Raw genomic sequence first — 17,014 nt, forward strand, 5'->3', positions numbered from 1 at the left:
CAATCGTCAGCTTGAGACCGACGACAATCAGGCAAACTTCTTCTGGACTTCTGCCGACACGTTGGCCGGCGCTTCTGCGTAGTGATCGAACTGCATGGTGAAGGTCGCGCGACCCTGGCTCATCGAGCGCAGGTTATTCACGTAACCGAACATGTTCATGAGCGGCACCATCGCGTTGATGACGTTGGCGTTGCCGCGCATGTCCTGACCCTGGATCTGACCGCGCCGGGAATTCAGGTCGCCGATGACCGAGCCGGTGTAGTCTTCCGGGGTCACCACCTCGACCTTCATGATCGGCTCGAGCAGGACGGACTTGCCCATCTGCAGCGCTTCGCGGAAGCAGGCGCGCGAGGCGATTTCGAAGGCGAGCGCCGACGAGTCGACGTCGTGATACTTGCCGTCGACGAGCTGCACCTTGACGTCGACCACGGGGAAGCCCGCGACCACGCCGGACGACAGCACGCTCTCCAGGCCCTTCTCGACGCCGGGGATGTATTCCTTCGGCACCGCGCCGCCGACGATCTTCGATTCGAACTCGAAGCCCTTGCCGGCCTCGTTCGGCTCGACGATGAACGACACGGCCGCGAACTGGCCGGTACCGCCGGTCTGCTTCTTGTGGGTGTAGCTGTGCTCCACCCGCTTGGTGACGCGCTCACGGAACGCCACCTGCGGAGCGCCGATGTTGGCGTCGACCTTGTAGGTGCGCTTGAGGATGTCGACCTTGATGTCGAGATGCAGTTCGCCCATGCCCTTGAGGATGGTCTGGCCGGACTCGTGGTCGGTCGACACGCGGAAGGACGGATCCTCCGCGGCGAGCTTGGCCAGCGCCACGCCCAGCTTCTCCTGGTCGGCCTTGGACTTCGGCTCGATCGCGATCTCGATGACCGGCTCGGGGAATTCCATCTTCTCCAGGATCACCTGCTTGTCGGGATCGCACAGCGTGTCACCGGTGCGCGCTTCCTTCAGGCCGGCCAGCGCGACGATGTCGCCGGCATAGGCTTCCTTGATGTCCTCGCGGTTGTTCGCATGCATCAACAGCATGCGCCCGATGCGCTCCTTCTTCTCGCGGGTCGAATTCACGACGCCGGTGCCGCTCTGCAGGATACCGGAGTAGATGCGGCAGAAGGTGATGGTGCCGACGAACGGGTCGTCCATGATCTTGAACGCGAGCAGCGCCAGCGGCTCCTTGTCGTCCGCCTTGCGCACGACCTCGTTGCCCTTGTCGTCGGTGCCCTTGATCGCGGGCACGTCGAGCGGCGACGGCAGATAGTCGACCACGGCGTCGAGCAGCGGCTGCACGCCCTTGTTCTTGAAGGCCGAGCCGCACAGCACGGGATAGAACGCGCCGGTCAGCACCGCCTTGCGGATCAGGCGCTTCAGGGTCGCCTCGTCCGGCTCCTTGCCATCGAGATAGGCGGCCATGGCGTCGTCGTCGAGCTCGACGGCGGCTTCCACCATCTTCTCGCGGTATTCCTTGGCCTGGTCGACGAGGTCTTCCGGAATGTCGACATAGTCGAACTTCGCGCCGAGGGCCTCATCATTCCAGATGACACCCTTCATCTTCACGAGGTCGACGAGACCCTTGAAGTTGTTCTCGGCGCCGATCGGAAGCTGGATCGCGACGGGCTTGGCGCCCAGACGATCGACGATGTCGGACAGGCACTTGAAGAAGTCCGCACCGATCTTGTCCATCTTGTTGGCGAAGACGATGCGCGGAACCTTGTACTTGTCGCCCTGGCGCCAGACGGTTTCGGTCTGGGGCTCAACGCCCTGGTTCGAGTCGAGAACGCAGACGGCGCCGTCGAGCACGCGCAAGCTGCGCTCGACCTCGATGGTGAAGTCGACGTGGCCGGGGGTGTCGATGATGTTCAGGCGCTTGCCGTTCCAGAACGCAGTGGTCGCAGCCGAGGTGATCGTGATGCCACGCTCCTGCTCCTGCTCCATCCAGTCCATCGTCGCGGCACCTTCGTGCACTTCGCCGATCTTGTGGCTCTTGCCGGTGTAATAGAGGATGCGCTCGGTCGTCGTCGTCTTGCCGGCGTCGATATGCGCCATGATACCGAAGTTACGGTAGTCCTCGATGGCATGTTGGCGGGGCATGAGGTGTTCCTTGCGAGTCCGTTTGTTTCGCCGTTACCAGCGATAGTGCGAGAAGGCGCGGTTGGCTTCCGCCATCCGGTGCACGTCTTCACGCTTCTTGACGGCGTTCCCACGGTTGTTCGATGCATCCAGAAGCTCCGCGGAGAGCCGCTCGGTCATCGTCTTTTCGTTGCGCTCGCGCGCGGCCGAGATCAGCCAGCGGATGCCGAGCGCCTGCCGGCGGGTCGAGCGAACCTCGACCGGAACCTGGTAGGTGGCGCCGCCGACGCGGCGAGAGCGAACCTCGATGGTCGGCATGACGTTCTCGAGCGCCTGCTCGAACACGCCGAGCGGGTTCTGCTTGGTCTTGGATTCGATGATGCCGAACGCGCCGTAGACGATGCCTTCGGCGACCGACTTCTTGCCGGCGTACATCACCGAGTTCATGAACTTCGTGACGATGATGTTCCCGAACTTCGGATCCGGGAGAACTTCGCGCTTTTCCGCAGAGTGGCGACGAGACATAGGCTTGGTTCCCGCTTACTTCGGACGCTTGGCGCCGTACTTCGAACGACGCTGCTTACGGTTCTTGACGCCCTGGGTATCCAGAACGCCGCGGAGGATGTGGTAGCGCACGCCGGGCAAGTCCTTGACGCGACCGCCGCGGATCATGACCACCGAGTGCTCCTGGAGGTTATGGCCTTCGCCGGGGATGTAGCCGATCACCTCGAAGCCGTTGGTCAGGCGCACCTTGGCAACCTTACGAAGCGCCGAGTTCGGCTTCTTCGGGGTCGTGGTGTAGACGCGCGTGCAAACACCGCGCTTCTGCGGCGACTGCTGCAGCGCCGGCACCTTCTTGCGCGACTTCTGCACTTCCCGCGGTTGAGCGATCAGCTGGTTGATCGTCGGCATTCTGGCCTTCACCCTTTTTCTGCCGCGGCCCCTCTCGGGTCCGCAAATTCTGTTCGAGCCACCCGCTCGAGGGGCCACCTTGCGCGAAATAATCCACGCAAAGCGAAATTGCGCCAACCGCTCCATCAACGAGCGGAAAGCGCTTCGACGCCACAGAGGACCGCAGTCTTGAGGCCGCTCAGCACAACGCCGCGGCCCGCGCACTGAGGTCATGCATCCGAATTCGATCTCAAGAGAACGTGCTCAAGAGAACTAAAGTCGCACTGGCATTGCCTAGCTATGATCGACAGCGTTTGAGCGGCATTCGTCGAGGTTGGTGCCCGCCTTTGCGACCCCTTGTGGATCTAATCCTGGGGGATCAACGGGTGGCCCGTTCCGACGCTGGCGATGCTCACCGCCTGTCGTTAAGTGAGGCGCTTTCTATAAGTGAGAATCGGTCAAGTCAAGGTGAAACGACAGACACAAAGCGCTTCAGGCGCCTGCAAAAATAGGCTCTTGGCCGCCTCCCCGCGCCCGCCTGACATGGGAACGAAGCGCTTGGTCGCCAAGCCCGAAAGGCAATTATACCCGGGTTAAATATAGTTTTATTATCAGACTGAGGGTTTTTTCCTGCCCATGCACAAATCTACTGGCCGGCGGCAGGCCTTCCAGCGTTCCCGGCGCGCTGAATTGCCCGGTCTCGTGGGGATTTCGATGGCGCTCGTCGATTTGCGAGGGCCGATGCGCCCAAGCCAAGTGTCGAAAAAAGTCAGAGGCTTCGCGTCGGCCGAACGCCTTGCGTCAGGGAATCAATGAGTCGGCGCTGGACCACGAGCGCTTGGGAGACGAAACACGAATCGGCCACGGCGGCTCCTCGGAGCCGAACGCCTCCGGTCACTCCTCCTCGTCGTCTTCGTCTTCGTCTTCGTCGTCGTCGGCGTGAGCCGACGCGCCATGCGGCTGGTGGATCTGATCGTTCCACAGCTTGCGATAGGTGCCGTTCTTGGCGAGCAGCGCGGCATGGGAGCCGCGCTCGATCGCCCTGCCCCCTGAAATCACGATGATCTCGTCCATCTCGACCACCGACGCCAGACGGTGGGTCGACCAGATCATGGTGCGGCCCTTGGCGAGCTTCAGCAGCGTGCGGTTGATCGCGGCCTCCGTGGTCTGGTCGAGCGCCGAGGTAGCCTCGTCCAACAGCAGCACGGACGGGTTACGGATGATCGCGCGCGCGATCGCGATGCGCTGGCGCTGGCCGCCCGACAGCGTGTCTCCGCGCTCTCCGACCAGCGTGTCGTATCGCTGCGGCAGGCTCATGATGAAGCGGTGGATCTCGGCCCTCCTGGCCGCCTCCTCCACCTCCTCGTCGGTTGCCCCCTCCTTGCCGAGCCGGATGTTCTCGCGGATCGACATGTTGAACAGCATGTTCTCCTGGAACACCACCGCCATGCTTCGGCGCAGCGAATCCAGCGTCACCTTGCGGACATCGACGCCGTCGATGGTGACGCGGCCCTCGTCGGGCACGTAGAGCCGCAGGATCAGATTGAGCAGCGTGCTCTTGCCGGAGCCGCTCGGACCGACGATCGCGATGCGCTTGCCGGCATTGAGCTTGAGGCTGAGATTGTCCAGCACCGGCGTCTGGCTGCCCTCGTACTGGAAGGTGACGTGATCGAAAGTAATGTCGTTGGTGATGCGCGGCAGATCGGGCGCACCGGGGCGATCCGCCCCGCGGGTCGGCTCGTCGAGCAGTTCCTGGATGTGGCGGATCGCGGCCGCCGAGGAGATCGACACCGGGATGAAATGCATCACATGGGCGATGTTGTAGGAGACCTCCCAGAACGCGCTCTCGAAGGTGACGAAGGTGCCGATGGTAATCTGGCCCTTGGTCGCCAGATACGCGCCGATCGCGAGCACCACGAGGTGCAGGAGGAGCACCGAGATGGTGACCGTCCGCTCCACCATGGTCGAGAGGAAGGCGGCCGAGGCGATCTTGTTGCGGGTCTCGTCGTTGCGCAAGGTGAAGAAGCCGAACATCTTGCGCTGCAGGCTGAACGCCTTGATCACGGCCTGGGCCGCCACGTTCTCCTGCACCATGCCGAGCAGCGCACTCTCGTTGAGCTTCTGCTCGTAATTGGCCTGCACGGCTTTGGGCGTCAGGATCCGCGGGCCAATCAGTGTGATCGGGAACACCAGCAGTGCGACGACGGCGAGCTGCCAATTGAGGAACACCATCAGGATGATGCCGGCGACCAGCTCCAGGAATGGCAGCGCGGCACTATTGGCAAACGTCTTGACCGAGCCTTCGAAGGCCGAGAGGTCGACTGAGAAGCGCGACAGGATCTCGCCGCGCTTGGTGCGGCCGAAATAAGCCGCCGGCAAGTCCTGGACGTGCTCGAACAGGCGCTTGCGGACATCGGAAATGATGCAGGCGGTAAGCCGCGCGTCCCAGCGCTCGTACCAGACGGCAATGATCGAGGTGAAGATGCCGGCGGCGGCGAGCACGCCGAGGATCTTGTAGAGCGCCTGAAAATCCTCCTCGCCGAGCGCGTCGTCGATCAGGAACTTGAGGCTGAGCGGCATGATGACGTTGAACAACGTCTCGACCACAACGCCGAATGCCACGAATGACAGCATCCGCTTGTAGTTGGAGAGATAGGGTTTGACGAACCCGACGATGGTCGCGAGTGCGCCGGCGGCTTCACGCGCGGTAAAGACGACGAGGTCCTCGTCCTCATCGTCGTCGTCGAGCTCCAGCTCGTCATCCTCCTGATCTTCGGCGTCCTCGTCGTCTTCGAGGTCCGGCTTGGCGAGGGCGAGCTTGTCGTCGAGCTCGACCGCCTCTTCCGCGGCGAGCTTCTGTTTGTCGGGCGGGAGGGGCTTGGACGCCATGAAACCAACCGATGCTGACGGCCGGCCTGACCGCAGAGAGAAGCAGGAATAGCGGCAACCGCTATTGCACCGATTCTATGCGATCAGGATGAATTCGGCAAAACAATTGGCGAATCCGACCCGCCCCGCGGCTAGTCCTCGTCCTCGACCTTGTCGAAGAAGGAATAGCGCAAGGAGTCCGCGTCCGCGTACCACTGCCCCGGCCCCTTATTGGCGGCGAGCGTCGCCTCCCAGAGCGCATCGGTACAATCCTTGCGGTGCATCGACAGGTCGAAACCGTTACCGAAGAACAGTTCGGACCATTCCCACCAGGTGCCGAGCTTCTTGACCCCACGCAGGAGGTCGTAGCGGTCGACCAATGCCGGCGCCATGTCCGAGGTGATCGAGCCGAACACGAGGCCGGTCTCGACCACGCGGTTGAGCTCGCGGATCGCGCGGACCACCTGCTTCGGGGAAACGTGGCAGAGGCTGGTCTCGAACACGAAGTCGAACGTGCCGTCCTTGAACGGCATGTCGGTGATTGATCCGAGCTTGTTGTACTTCTTCAGCGCTTTCGGTGTTTTGGCATGGATGGCGCGGTTGCTCTCGATTCCCCATGCATCGATACCGCGATCGCGCAGCGCGCCGATCAGTTCGCCGCTGGCAGAGCCCGCAACCAGCAGCTTGGCGCCCGCAGCCTTGCCCCAGACGATGCCGATCAGCTTGGTGAGGTAATCGGGATCGGTGAAGTGCCGCCACGCTTCATGATAGGGACCGAGGCCGCGATAATTCTCGAAATAATCGCGATCGATCTTGTCCGAGAGCGGCTTGTCCTCCTGCGCGCGTTCGCGGCGCAGGCGCATCATCTCGGTGAGGATGATGTCGGTCGCCGCGTCCGAGGAGTCGAGCAGGCCGTTCAACGTCGAATCGAACAGATAGTCGCCGACCACCACGATGCCGGGATGCTCCTTCGGCTCGGGCCGGTGATTGGTCATGACGTCGCGTACCGGCAGGCTACCCGGCAGCGCGTTCACCGACGACAGCCAGCGGTGGATCTTGCCTTCCACGAAATGCAAACGCGCATCGCCGAGAGAAGCCGGCAGCGATTTCAGAGCGGCATCGATCAGCTCCTGGTCCGACAGATTGGCAAAAGCCAGCGCGTCGGAGCCGGGAATGAGCCAGTTCAAAACGCCATGCCTGCCGACGTCGTGGCGCGCGCCCTCGTTGTAGACGCAGCAGCCGCCGAAGGCCTCCGACATGAACCAGGCGCCCGGAATCTTCTCGCCCCAGAACGGCTCGTCGAACAGGATCGAGACGCGCAGATAGTGCGCGGGGCGGTCGAAATAGGCAACGTGCTTGACCATCGACTTGCGCAGCTGCTCGCCCTCCCAACCGAGGGTAGCGAGCCAGGAATGCGGCAAGCAGACCAGCACGAGGTCGAAGTCGCGGGTCTCCGGTCCCTTGCCGTTCATCATCTTGAGCTGATAACGGCCCGTCGGCGCCTTGCCGACGGTGAGCACGCGGTGATTGAGCTGGATGTCGGCATTGACCTCCGACTGCAGGCATTCGATCAGCTGCTCGTTGCCGTTCTGGATGGAATAGAGGCCGATATAGCCGTCGACGTCCATCAGATAGTTCTTGAGCGCGTTGAGACCGTTGGTGTTGTGGCTCTCGGTCGCGATGTCGGAGCGCGCCATCACCTTGAAGAAACGCTTTGCCGTCTCGTCCTCGACCTCCTCGTCGAGCACCTGCTCGGCGGTCTTGTAGGCCCAGGGATTCTCGTTGTCGTGCGCGCCAACGCCCTCGTAATATTCGATCGGCGACATCACCTCGGTGCAGCGCTTGCGGAACGCCTCGATCGCGGCCGCGGTCTTGGCGCCGTATTTGCGGCGCATGCCCGGCACGTCATTGAGGAGCTCGCCGCCGAAATGCACCTGCTCGGCGTCCATCGGAATGGTCTGGAGGCCGAAATGCTGGATCAGCTCGCGCAGCGGATCGGGGCCGGTCATCGAGTAATCGTAGATCTCGGCAACGCCGGCCTCGTACATCGCGGGCGCCGAATCGAATTTACGCGTGACGATCTTGCCGCCGAGCCGGTCGGAGGCCTCGTAGATGGTGACGCGGCAGAGATCGCCGAGCTTGCGCTTCAGATACCAAGCGCTCATCAGCCCGCCGGGGCCGCCGCCTACGATTGCGAGATCAAGCATGAGAGTCCCGTGGTCTTCCGGCCCTGCCCCCTTCACGGGACCACCGGTCTAAGCTCTCCTAGCAGAAGCGCTTTTGCGACTGAAGGAAAGATGAACAAACGTTGATCCTGCATCGCAACAAGCAAAGAAAGCAGCAAAAAGGCCGGCAAAAGCCGGCCTTTTCATTGTCCTCGGTATTCCTACGGATGAACGATCATTCCGCAGGCGGCAGCGCAGGAAGCTCGGCTTCCGGCGCGGGCGACACGACGGCCGCCTGCTTCTCGCGCTCGTCCAGGATCAGCTTGTCGCGCTTCATGGCGACTTCGCGGATCTTGGCCATGGAGGCGCCGGTGCCCGCCGGGATCAGCCGGCCGACGATGACGTTCTCCTTGAGGCCTTCGAGCGGATCGATCTTGCCGTTGACCGCCGCTTCGGTGAGGACGCGTGTGGTCTCCTGGAACGATGCCGCCGAGAAGAAGGACCGGGTCTGGAGGCTCGCCTTGGTGATGCCGAGCAGAACCGGCGTTCCCGTGGCGGGCTTCTTGCCCTCTTCCTTGGCCTTCACGTTCAGCGCGTCGAACTCGATCTTGTCGACCTGCTCGCCGGAGATCATGTCCGTATCGCCCTGATCGGTGATTTCCACCTTCTGGAGCATCTGACGGACAATCACCTCGATGTGCTTGTCGTTGATGAGCACGCCCTGCAGCCGGTAGACCTCCTGGATCTCGTTGACCAGATAGGCCGCGAGCTCCTCGATGCCCTTCACCGCAAGGATGTCGTGCGGCGCCGGGTTTCCTTCCACGATGAAGTCGCCCTTTTCGACGACGTCGCCGTCCTGAAGGTGGATGTGCTTGCCCTTCGGGATCAGGTACTCGCGCGGCTCGTCGGTCTTGTCCATCGGCTCGATCGAGATGCGACGCTTGTTCTTGTAGTCGCGCCCGAACCGGATGGTGCCCGCGATTTCGGCGATGATCGCCGCATCCTTCGGGCGCCGAGCCTCGAACAGTTCCGCCACCCGCGGCAGACCGCCGGTGATGTCACGCGTCTTGGCGCTTTCGGTCGAGACACGGGCGAGGATGTCACCCGGCTGGACCTTGGCTCCGATGTCGACCGAGAGAATGGCATCGACCGACAGCATGTAGCGGGCATCGCCGCCACGGGCGAGCTTGAGCACCTTGCCGTCCTTGCCCTTGACCACGATGGCCGGACGAAGGTCCGAGCCGCCGCGCGTCGAGCGCCAGTCGATGACCACGCGCTTGGCGATACCGGTGGCCTCGTCGAGCGTTTCCGAGATCGACTGCCCCTCGACCAGATCCTCGAAGCCGATGGTTCCTTCGACTTCGGTGAGCAGCGGACGGGTGTAGGGATCCCACTCGACGATGCGCTGGCCGCGCTTGACCATGTCGCCCTCGTCGACGTGCAGGCGCGAACCGTACTGGATACGGTGCGTCGCACGTTCGGTGCCGTCGGCATCGACGATGGCCACCACCATGTTGCGCACCATCGCGATCAGGTGACCTTCGCTGTTGCGGGCGATGGCCTTGTTCCTGATCACGATCTTGCCGTCGAAGTTGGCTTCGACGAAGGACTGCTCGTTGAGCTGCGCCGCACCACCGATGTGGAAGGTGCGCATGGTGAGCTGGGTGCCCGGCTCGCCGATCGACTGCGCCGCGATGACGCCGACCGCTTCACCGTGGTTGACCGGCGTGCCGCGGGCGAGGTCGCGGCCGTAGCACCTGCCGCAGATGCCGTTGACGAGCTCGCAGGTCAGCGCCGAACGGATCTTCACCTCCTGGATACCGGCCTGATGGATGGCATCCACGTGGCTTTCTTCCATCAGCGTGTCGCGCTTGATGATCACCTTGCCCGAGCCGTCACGCACGTCTTCGCAGGCCGTGCGTCCGAGAATGCGCGAGCCGAGCGAAGCGACCACGGTGCCGGCATCGACGATGGCGCGCATCTTGATGCCGAGCTTGGTGCCGCAGTCGCTCTGCGTGATGATGCAGTCCTGCGCCACGTCGACCAGACGACGGGTCAGGTAGCCCGAGTTCGCGGTCTTCAGCGCGGTGTCCGCGAGGCCCTTGCGGGCGCCGTGGGTCGAGTTGAAGTACTCGAGCACCGAGAGGCCTTCCTTGAAGTTCGAGATGATCGGCGTCTCGATGATCTCGCCCGACGGCTTGGCCATCAGGCCGCGCATGCCGGCGAGCTGGCGCATCTGGGCCGGCGAACCGCGGGCACCGGAGTGAGCCATCATGTAGATCGAGTTGATGTCGGCGTCGGCTCCGCTCGCCGTCTTCTTGGTGGCGGAGATCTCCTTCATCATCGCCTTGGCGATTTCTTCCGTGGCCTTCGACCAGGCGTCGACGACCTTGTTGTACTTCTCGCCATGGGTGATCAGACCGTCGTTGTACTGCTGCTCGAAATCCTTCGCCAGCGTACGGGTGGTGTCGACGATCTTCCACTTGCCGTGCGGCACGACCATGTCGTCCTTGCCGAACGAGATGCCGGCCTTGAAGGCGTTGTAGAAGCCGAGCGCCATGATGCGGTCGCAGAAGATCACCGTCTCCTTCTGGCCGCAGTGGCGGTAGACCTGGTCGATCACGCCGGAGATCTCGCGCTTGGTCATCAGCTTGTTGATGATCTCGTACGAGATGCGCGGGTTCTTCGGCAGCAGATTGCCGAGCATGACGCGACCGGCGGTGGTCTCGATCCAGCGCTTGGAGACCTTGCCGGTCTCGTCCATGCCTTCCCACCGGTACTTGATCTTGGTGTGGAGGTGGATGACCTTCGCGTGCAAGGCGTGCTCGAGCTCGGCCATGTCGCCGAACACCTTGCCCTCGCCGGGCAGGCCTTCGCGCATGATCGAGACGTAGTACAGACCGAGCACGATGTCCTGCGACGGCACGATGATCGGCTGGCCGTTCGCCGGGTGCAGGATGTTGTTGGTCGACATCATCAGGACGCGCGCTTCCAGCTGCGCTTCGAGCGACAGCGGGACGTGCACGGCCATCTGGTCGCCGTCGAAGTCGGCGTTGAACGCGGAGCAGACTAGCGGGTGGAGCTGGATCGCCTTGCCCTCGATCAGCACGGGCTCGAACGCCTGGATGCCGAGGCGGTGCAGCGTCGGCGCGCGGTTGAGCAGCACCGGATGCTCGCGGATCACCTCGTCCAGGATGTCCCAGACCTCGGGCCGCTCCTTCTCGACCAGCTTCTTGGCCTGCTTCACGGTGGTGGACAGGCCCTTGGCGTCGAGCCGCGAATAGATGAACGGCTTGAACAGCTCGAGCGCCATCTTCTTCGGCAGGCCGCACTGATGCAGGCGCAGCTCGGGACCGACCACGATCACCGAACGGCCCGAATAGTCGACGCGCTTGCCGAGCAGGTTCTGGCGGAAGCGGCCCTGCTTGCCCTTGAGCATGTCGGCGAGCGACTTCAGCGGGCGTTTGTTGGCGCCCGTGATGACGCGGCCACGGCGGCCGTTGTCGAACAGCGCGTCGACCGCCTCCTGAAGCATGCGCTTCTCGTTGCGGATGATGATGTCGGGCGCGCGCAGCTCCATCAGCCGCTTCAAGCGGTTGTTACGATTGATGACGCGGCGATAGAGGTCGTTGAGGTCCGAGGTCGCGAAGCGGCCGCCGTCGAGCGGCACCAGCGGACGCAGGTCCGGCGGGATCACCGGCACCACGGTCATGATCATCCATTCCGGCTTGTTGCCGGAGTGGCGGAACGCTTCGACGATCTTCAGGCGCTTGGCGAGCTTCTTGTGCTTGATGTCGGAGTCGGTCTCCTGCATCTCGACACGCAACGAGGCCTCGAGCTTCTCGAGGTCCATGCCCTTGAGCAGCTCGCGGATAGCTTCGGCGCCGATCATGGCGGTGAAGGAATCCTGGCCGTACTCGTCCTGCGCCTTCAGATACTCGTCTTCCGACAGCAGCTGACGGTCCTTCAGCGCGGTGAGGCCCGGCTCGAGCACGACGTAATATTCGAAGTAGAGGATCCGCTCGAGATCCTTCAGCGTCATGTCGAGCAAGAGGCCGATGCGCGAGGGCAGCGACTTCAGGAACCAGATGTGGGCGACGGGGGCTGCGAGCTCGATATGGCCCATGCGCTCGCGCCGGACGCGCGACAGCGTGACCTCGACCGAGCACTTCTCGCAGATGATGCCCTTGTACTTCATGCGCTTGTACTTGCCGCACAAGCACTCGTAGTCCTTGATCGGCCCGAAGATGCGGGCGCAGAACAGGCCGTCGCGCTCGGGCTTGAAGGTCCGGTAATTGATGGTCTCCGGCTTCTTGATCTCGCCGTAGGACCAGGACAGAATCTTCTCTGGAGACGCGATCGAGATCCGGATCTGGTCGAAGACCTGAGCCGGAGTCGTCGGGTTGAAGAGATTCATAACTTCTTGGTTCATCGTGTTCTCCTCGCGTGCCGGTCGCCTCCGGCCGCAAATTCGAAAATCACTCAAGCGGGGCGCCCTGCCCTCAAGGCCTCGGGAGGGGCGCCAATGCCCGGCTGTGAAGGCCGGGCATGAAAGGTCGAATTACTCGGCCGCTTCCGACGTCGGCGCCGGTCCCATCTTGGAGTTGTGCAGGTCGACGTTGAGGCCGAGCGAGCGCATTTCCTTGACCAGCACGTTGAACGATTCCGGAATACCGGCCTCGAACGTGTCGTCGCCGCGCACGATCGCCTCGTACACCTTGGTGCGGCCGGCGACGTCGTCCGACTTCACCGTCAGCATTTCCTGGAGCGTGTACGCCGCGCCGTAAGCCTCGAGCGCCCACACCTCCATTTCGCCGAAGCGCTGACCGCCGAACTGCGCCTTGCCGCCCAGCGGCTGCTGGGTGACGAGCGAGTACGGACCGATCGAACGCGCATGGATCTTGTCGTCGACCAGATGGTGCAGCTTGAGCATGTAGATGTAGCCCACCGTCACCTTGCGATCGAACGGATCGCCGGTACGGCCGTCATAGACGGTCGACTGACCCGAAGCGTCGAGACCGGCAAGCTTCAGCATCTCCTCGATGTCGGCTTCCTTGGCACCGTCGAACACCGGCGTCGCGATCGGCACGCCGCGGCTGAGGTTATGGCCGAGTTCGAGCAGCTCGTTGTCGTTGAGCGTCTTGATCGTCTCGTCCTCGCCGTAGACCTTCTTCAAGGTTTCCTTCAGCGGCTTGATGTCCTGCTTCGACAAATAAGCATCGACCGTCTGGCCGATACGCTTGCCGAGACCGGCGCAGGCCCAGCCGAGATGGGTCTCGAGGATCTGTCCGACGTTCATGCGCGAGGGCACGCCGAGCGGATTGAGCACGATGTCGGCATGCGTGCCGTCTTCGAGGAACGGCATGTCCTCGATCGGCACGATCTTCGACACCACGCCCTTGTTGCCGTGGCGGCCGGCCATCTTGTCGCCGGGCTGGATCTTGCGCTTCACCGCGACGAAGACCTTGACCATCTTCATCACGCCGGGCGGCAATTCGTCGCCGCGCTGAAGCTTCTCGACCTTGTCGAGGAAGCGCTGTTCCAGCCCCTTCTTCGACTCGTCGTACTGCTTCCGCATGGCCTCGATCTCGGCCATCAGCTTGTCGTTCGGCGAAGCGAACAGCCACCACTGCGACTTCGGGTACTCCTCGAGCACCGCACGGGTGATCTTGGTGTCCTTCTTGAAGCCCTTCGGACCCGCAATGCCCTGCCGCCCCTCGAGCAGCTCGGCAAGACGGTTGTAGACGTTGCGGTCCAGGATCGCCTGCTCGTCGTCGCGGTCCTTGGCCAGGCGCTCGATCTCCTCCCGTTCGATCGCCAGCGCGCGCTCGTCCTTGTCGACACCGTGGCGGTTGAACACCCGCACTTCCACGATCGTGCCCTGCACGCCCGGAGGAACGCGCAGCGAGGTATCGCGAACGTCGGAGGCCTTCTCGCCGAAAATGGCGCGCAGGAGCTTCTCTTCCGGCGTCATCGGGCTTTCGCCCTTCGGCGTGATCTTGCCGACCAGGATGTCGCCGGCGCGCACCTCCGCACCGATGTAGACGATACCGGCCTCGTCGAGGTTCTTCAGCGCTTCTTCCGAGACGTTCGGAATGTCGCGGGTGATTTCCTCAGGTCCGAGCTTGGTGTCGCGGGCCATCACCTCGAACTCCTCGATGTGGATCGAGGTGAAGACGTCTTCCTTCACGATCCGCTCGGAGAGCAGGATCGAGTCTTCGAAGTTGTAGCCATTCCACGGCATGAACGCGACCAGCACGTTCCGCCCCAGAGCGAGCTCGCCGAGATCGGTCGACGGACCGTCGGCGATGATGTCGCCCTTCTTGACGATGTCGCCGACCTTCACCAGCGGACGCTGGTTGATGCAGGTCGACTGGTTGGAGCGCTGGTACTTCATCAGACGGTAGATATCGACGCCCGACTTGGTCGGATCGAGATCTTCCGTGGCGCGGATGACGACGCGGGTGGCGTCAATCTGGTCGATCACGCCCGAACGGCGCGCCGCGATCGCAGCACCCGAGTCGCGGGCAACGACGCCCTCCATGCCGGTGCCGACGAACGGCGCCTCGGCGCGAACCAGCGGCACCGCTTGGCGCTGCATGTTCGAGCCCATCAGCGCGCGGTTGGCGTCGTCGTTCTCGAGGAACGGGATCAGCGCCGCGGCAACTGAAACGAGCTGCTTCGGCGACACGTCCATGTAGTCGACCTTGTCGGGCGTCATCGGCACGACGTCGCGGGTCCCGCTCGAGCGGCAGACCACCAGGTCTTCGGTAAAGCGACCCTTGGCATCGACCGGCACGTTGGCCTGGGCCACCGAATAGCGCCCCTCTTCCATCGCCGACAGATACACGACCTCGTCCGTCACGCGGCCGTCTTTCACCTTGCGATACGGCGTCTCGACGAAGCCGTACTTGTTCACGCGCGCGAAGGTCGCGAGCGAGTTGATCAGGCCGATGTTCGGACCTTCCGGCGTCTCGATCGGGCAGATGCGGCCGTAATGCGTCGGATGCACGTCGCGCACCTCGAAGCCGGCGCGCTCGCGGGTCAGACCGCCCGGTCCAAGCGCCGACAAGCGGCGCTTGTGGGTGATTTCCGACAGCGGGTTGGTCTGGTCCATGAACTGCGAGAGCTGCGAGGAGCCGAAGAACTCGCGCACGGCGGCCGCCGCCGGCTTGGCGTTGATCAGGTCCTGCGGCATGACCGTGTCGATGTCGACCGAGGACATGCGCTCCTTGATCGCGCGCTCCATGCGCAGGAGGCCGATGCGGTACTGGTTCTCCATGAGCTCGCCGACCGAGCGCACGCGGCGATTGCCGAGATGGTCGATGTCGTCGATCTCGCCCTTGCCGTCGCGCAGGTCCACTAGCGTCTTGATGACGGAGAGGATGTCCTCCTTGCGCAGCGTGCGCTGGGTGTCGGGCGCATCGAGGTCGAGGCGCATGTTCATCTTGACGCGGCCGACCGCGGAGAGGTCGTAGCGCTCGGCGTCGAAGAACAGCGACTGGAACATGGCCTGCGCCGATTCCAGCGTCGGCGGCTCGCCCGGACGCATCACCCGGTAGATGTCGAATAGCGCGTCCTCGCGCGTCATGTTCTTGTCGGCCGAGAGCGTGTTGCGGATGTAGGGGCCGACATTGACGTGGTCGATGTCGAGCAGCGGCAGCTCCTTGTAGCCCTGCTCGTTGAGCGCCTTCATCAGCTTGTCGGTGATTTCCTCACCGGCCTCGGCGTGGATCTCACCGGTCTTCGGGTTGACGAGATCCTCGGCGACGTAGTTGCCGACCAGCTCCTCGTCGGCCATGCGCAGCGCCTTCAGCCCCTTCTCCTGGAGCTGGCGGGCGGCACGGACGGTGAGCTTCTTGCCGGCCTCGAGCACGACCTTGCCGGTGTCGGCGTCGATCAGGTCGTTGACCGTGGAGTAGCCGCGGAAACGGTTGGCGTCGAACGGAACGCGCCAGCCTTCCTTGGTCCGCTTGTAGAGAATCTTCTTGTAGAACGTGGACAGGATCGCCTCGCCGTCGAGGCCGAGGGCGAACATCAGCGACGTCACCGGAATCTTGCGGCGACGGTCGATACGCGCATAGACGATGTCCTTGGCGTCGAACTCGATATCGAGCCAGGAGCCGCGATACGGGATGACGCGGGCGGCGAACAGCAGCTTGCCCGAGGAATGGGTCTTGCCCTTGTCGTGGTCGAAGAACACGCCGGGCGACCGGTGCATCTGCGAGACGATGACGCGCTCGGTGCCATTGACGATGAAGGTGCCGTTCATCGTCATGAGCGGGATGTCGCCCATATAGACGTCCTGCTCCTTGATGTCCTTGACCGACTTCGCGCCGGTTTCCTCGTCGATGTCGAACACGATGAGACGCAGCGTCACCTTCAGCGGCGCAGCGAAGGTCATGCCGCGCTGGCGGCACTCGTCGACGTCATATTTCGGCTGCTCGAACTCGTAGCGGACGAATTCCAGCATCGAGGTGCCCGAGAAGTCGGAGATCGGGAACACCGAGCGGAACACCGCCTGCAGACCCTCGTCGAGACGGCCACCCTGGGGTTCGTCAACCATCAGGAACTGGTCATAGGACGCCTTCTGAACCTCGATGAGGTTCGGCATCTCGGCGACTTCCTTGATGTGTCCGAAGAACTTGCGAACGCGTTTGCGACCGGTGAATGTCTGCTGCGCCATCGTGGCCTCTCATTTTCGTCGCCCGCTCTGGGCGCGCCGTCCGGAACGCGGCTGCCACCGCTTTCCGGGTTGAATTTTCGAACCCGTCTTGGGGGCCGGAGACGCAGTTTCAGGCGCCGATGTCCTGAATCTGTTCTTCAGACCTTCAAAACGCAAAACGACGCGCGGGGCGCAGATGCGCGCCCGCCCGTCACAACGATCATCTTCACGGACTGCAAAAGCCCGAAATAGCCTGCTCTCCCAACGGCTTACAGGGAAATCCGGCATCCCTGCCCACCGCGCTTTCGTGCTGCCGACCCGATATGGGGCGACAATAGTGCAGATT

General features: G+C 63.0%; 7 protein-coding genes. All 7 read right to left on the reverse strand.

Annotated features, from left to right (window positions below):
- Positions 1–27 precede the first annotated feature (27 nt).
- The 7 genes from fusA to rpoB all read right to left on the reverse strand — a co-directional run bounded on the left by fusA (position 28) and on the right by rpoB (position 16,689).
- Entirely contained in the window at positions 28–2,100 is a 2,073-nt protein-coding gene (gene fusA, locus CVM73_RS26460) for an elongation factor G (RefSeq protein ID WP_100234750.1), read from the reverse strand.
- A gap of 33 nt (positions 2,101–2,133) precedes the next feature.
- Positions 2,134–2,604 carry a 30S ribosomal protein S7 gene (rpsG, locus tag CVM73_RS26465; RefSeq protein ID WP_008136420.1) on the reverse strand — a complete coding sequence of 157 codons (471 nt, stop codon included), beginning with the start codon at positions 2,602–2,604 and terminating at the stop codon, positions 2,134–2,136.
- Between the two features lie 15 nt (positions 2,605–2,619).
- A complete protein-coding gene (rpsL, locus tag CVM73_RS26470; RefSeq protein WP_007603006.1) occupies positions 2,620–2,991 on the reverse strand; it encodes a 30S ribosomal protein S12 in 372 nt (123 codons plus the stop codon).
- A gap of 873 nt (positions 2,992–3,864) precedes the next feature.
- A complete protein-coding gene (locus CVM73_RS26475; RefSeq protein WP_100234751.1) occupies positions 3,865–5,859 on the reverse strand; it encodes an ABC transporter ATP-binding protein in 1,995 nt (664 codons plus the stop codon).
- Between the two features lie 131 nt (positions 5,860–5,990).
- Positions 5,991–8,045, reverse strand: a complete 2,055-nt coding sequence (locus tag CVM73_RS26480) for an FAD-dependent oxidoreductase (RefSeq protein WP_100234752.1) — start codon at positions 8,043–8,045, stop codon at positions 5,991–5,993.
- Positions 8,046–8,238: 193 nt separating this feature from the next.
- On the reverse strand, positions 8,239–12,435 hold the full coding sequence (rpoC, locus tag CVM73_RS26485) for a DNA-directed RNA polymerase subunit beta' (protein WP_100234753.1): 4,197 nt from the start codon (positions 12,433–12,435) through the stop codon (positions 8,239–8,241).
- Between the two features lie 129 nt (positions 12,436–12,564).
- A complete protein-coding gene (gene rpoB, locus CVM73_RS26490) occupies positions 12,565–16,689 on the reverse strand; it encodes a DNA-directed RNA polymerase subunit beta (RefSeq protein ID WP_100234754.1) in 4,125 nt (1,374 codons plus the stop codon).
- Positions 16,690–17,014 lie beyond the last annotated feature (325 nt).

Origin of the sequence: Bradyrhizobium forestalis (assembly GCF_002795245.1) — a bacterium.
In the GTDB taxonomy this organism is placed as follows: Bacteria; Pseudomonadota; Alphaproteobacteria; order Rhizobiales; family Xanthobacteraceae; genus Bradyrhizobium; species Bradyrhizobium forestalis.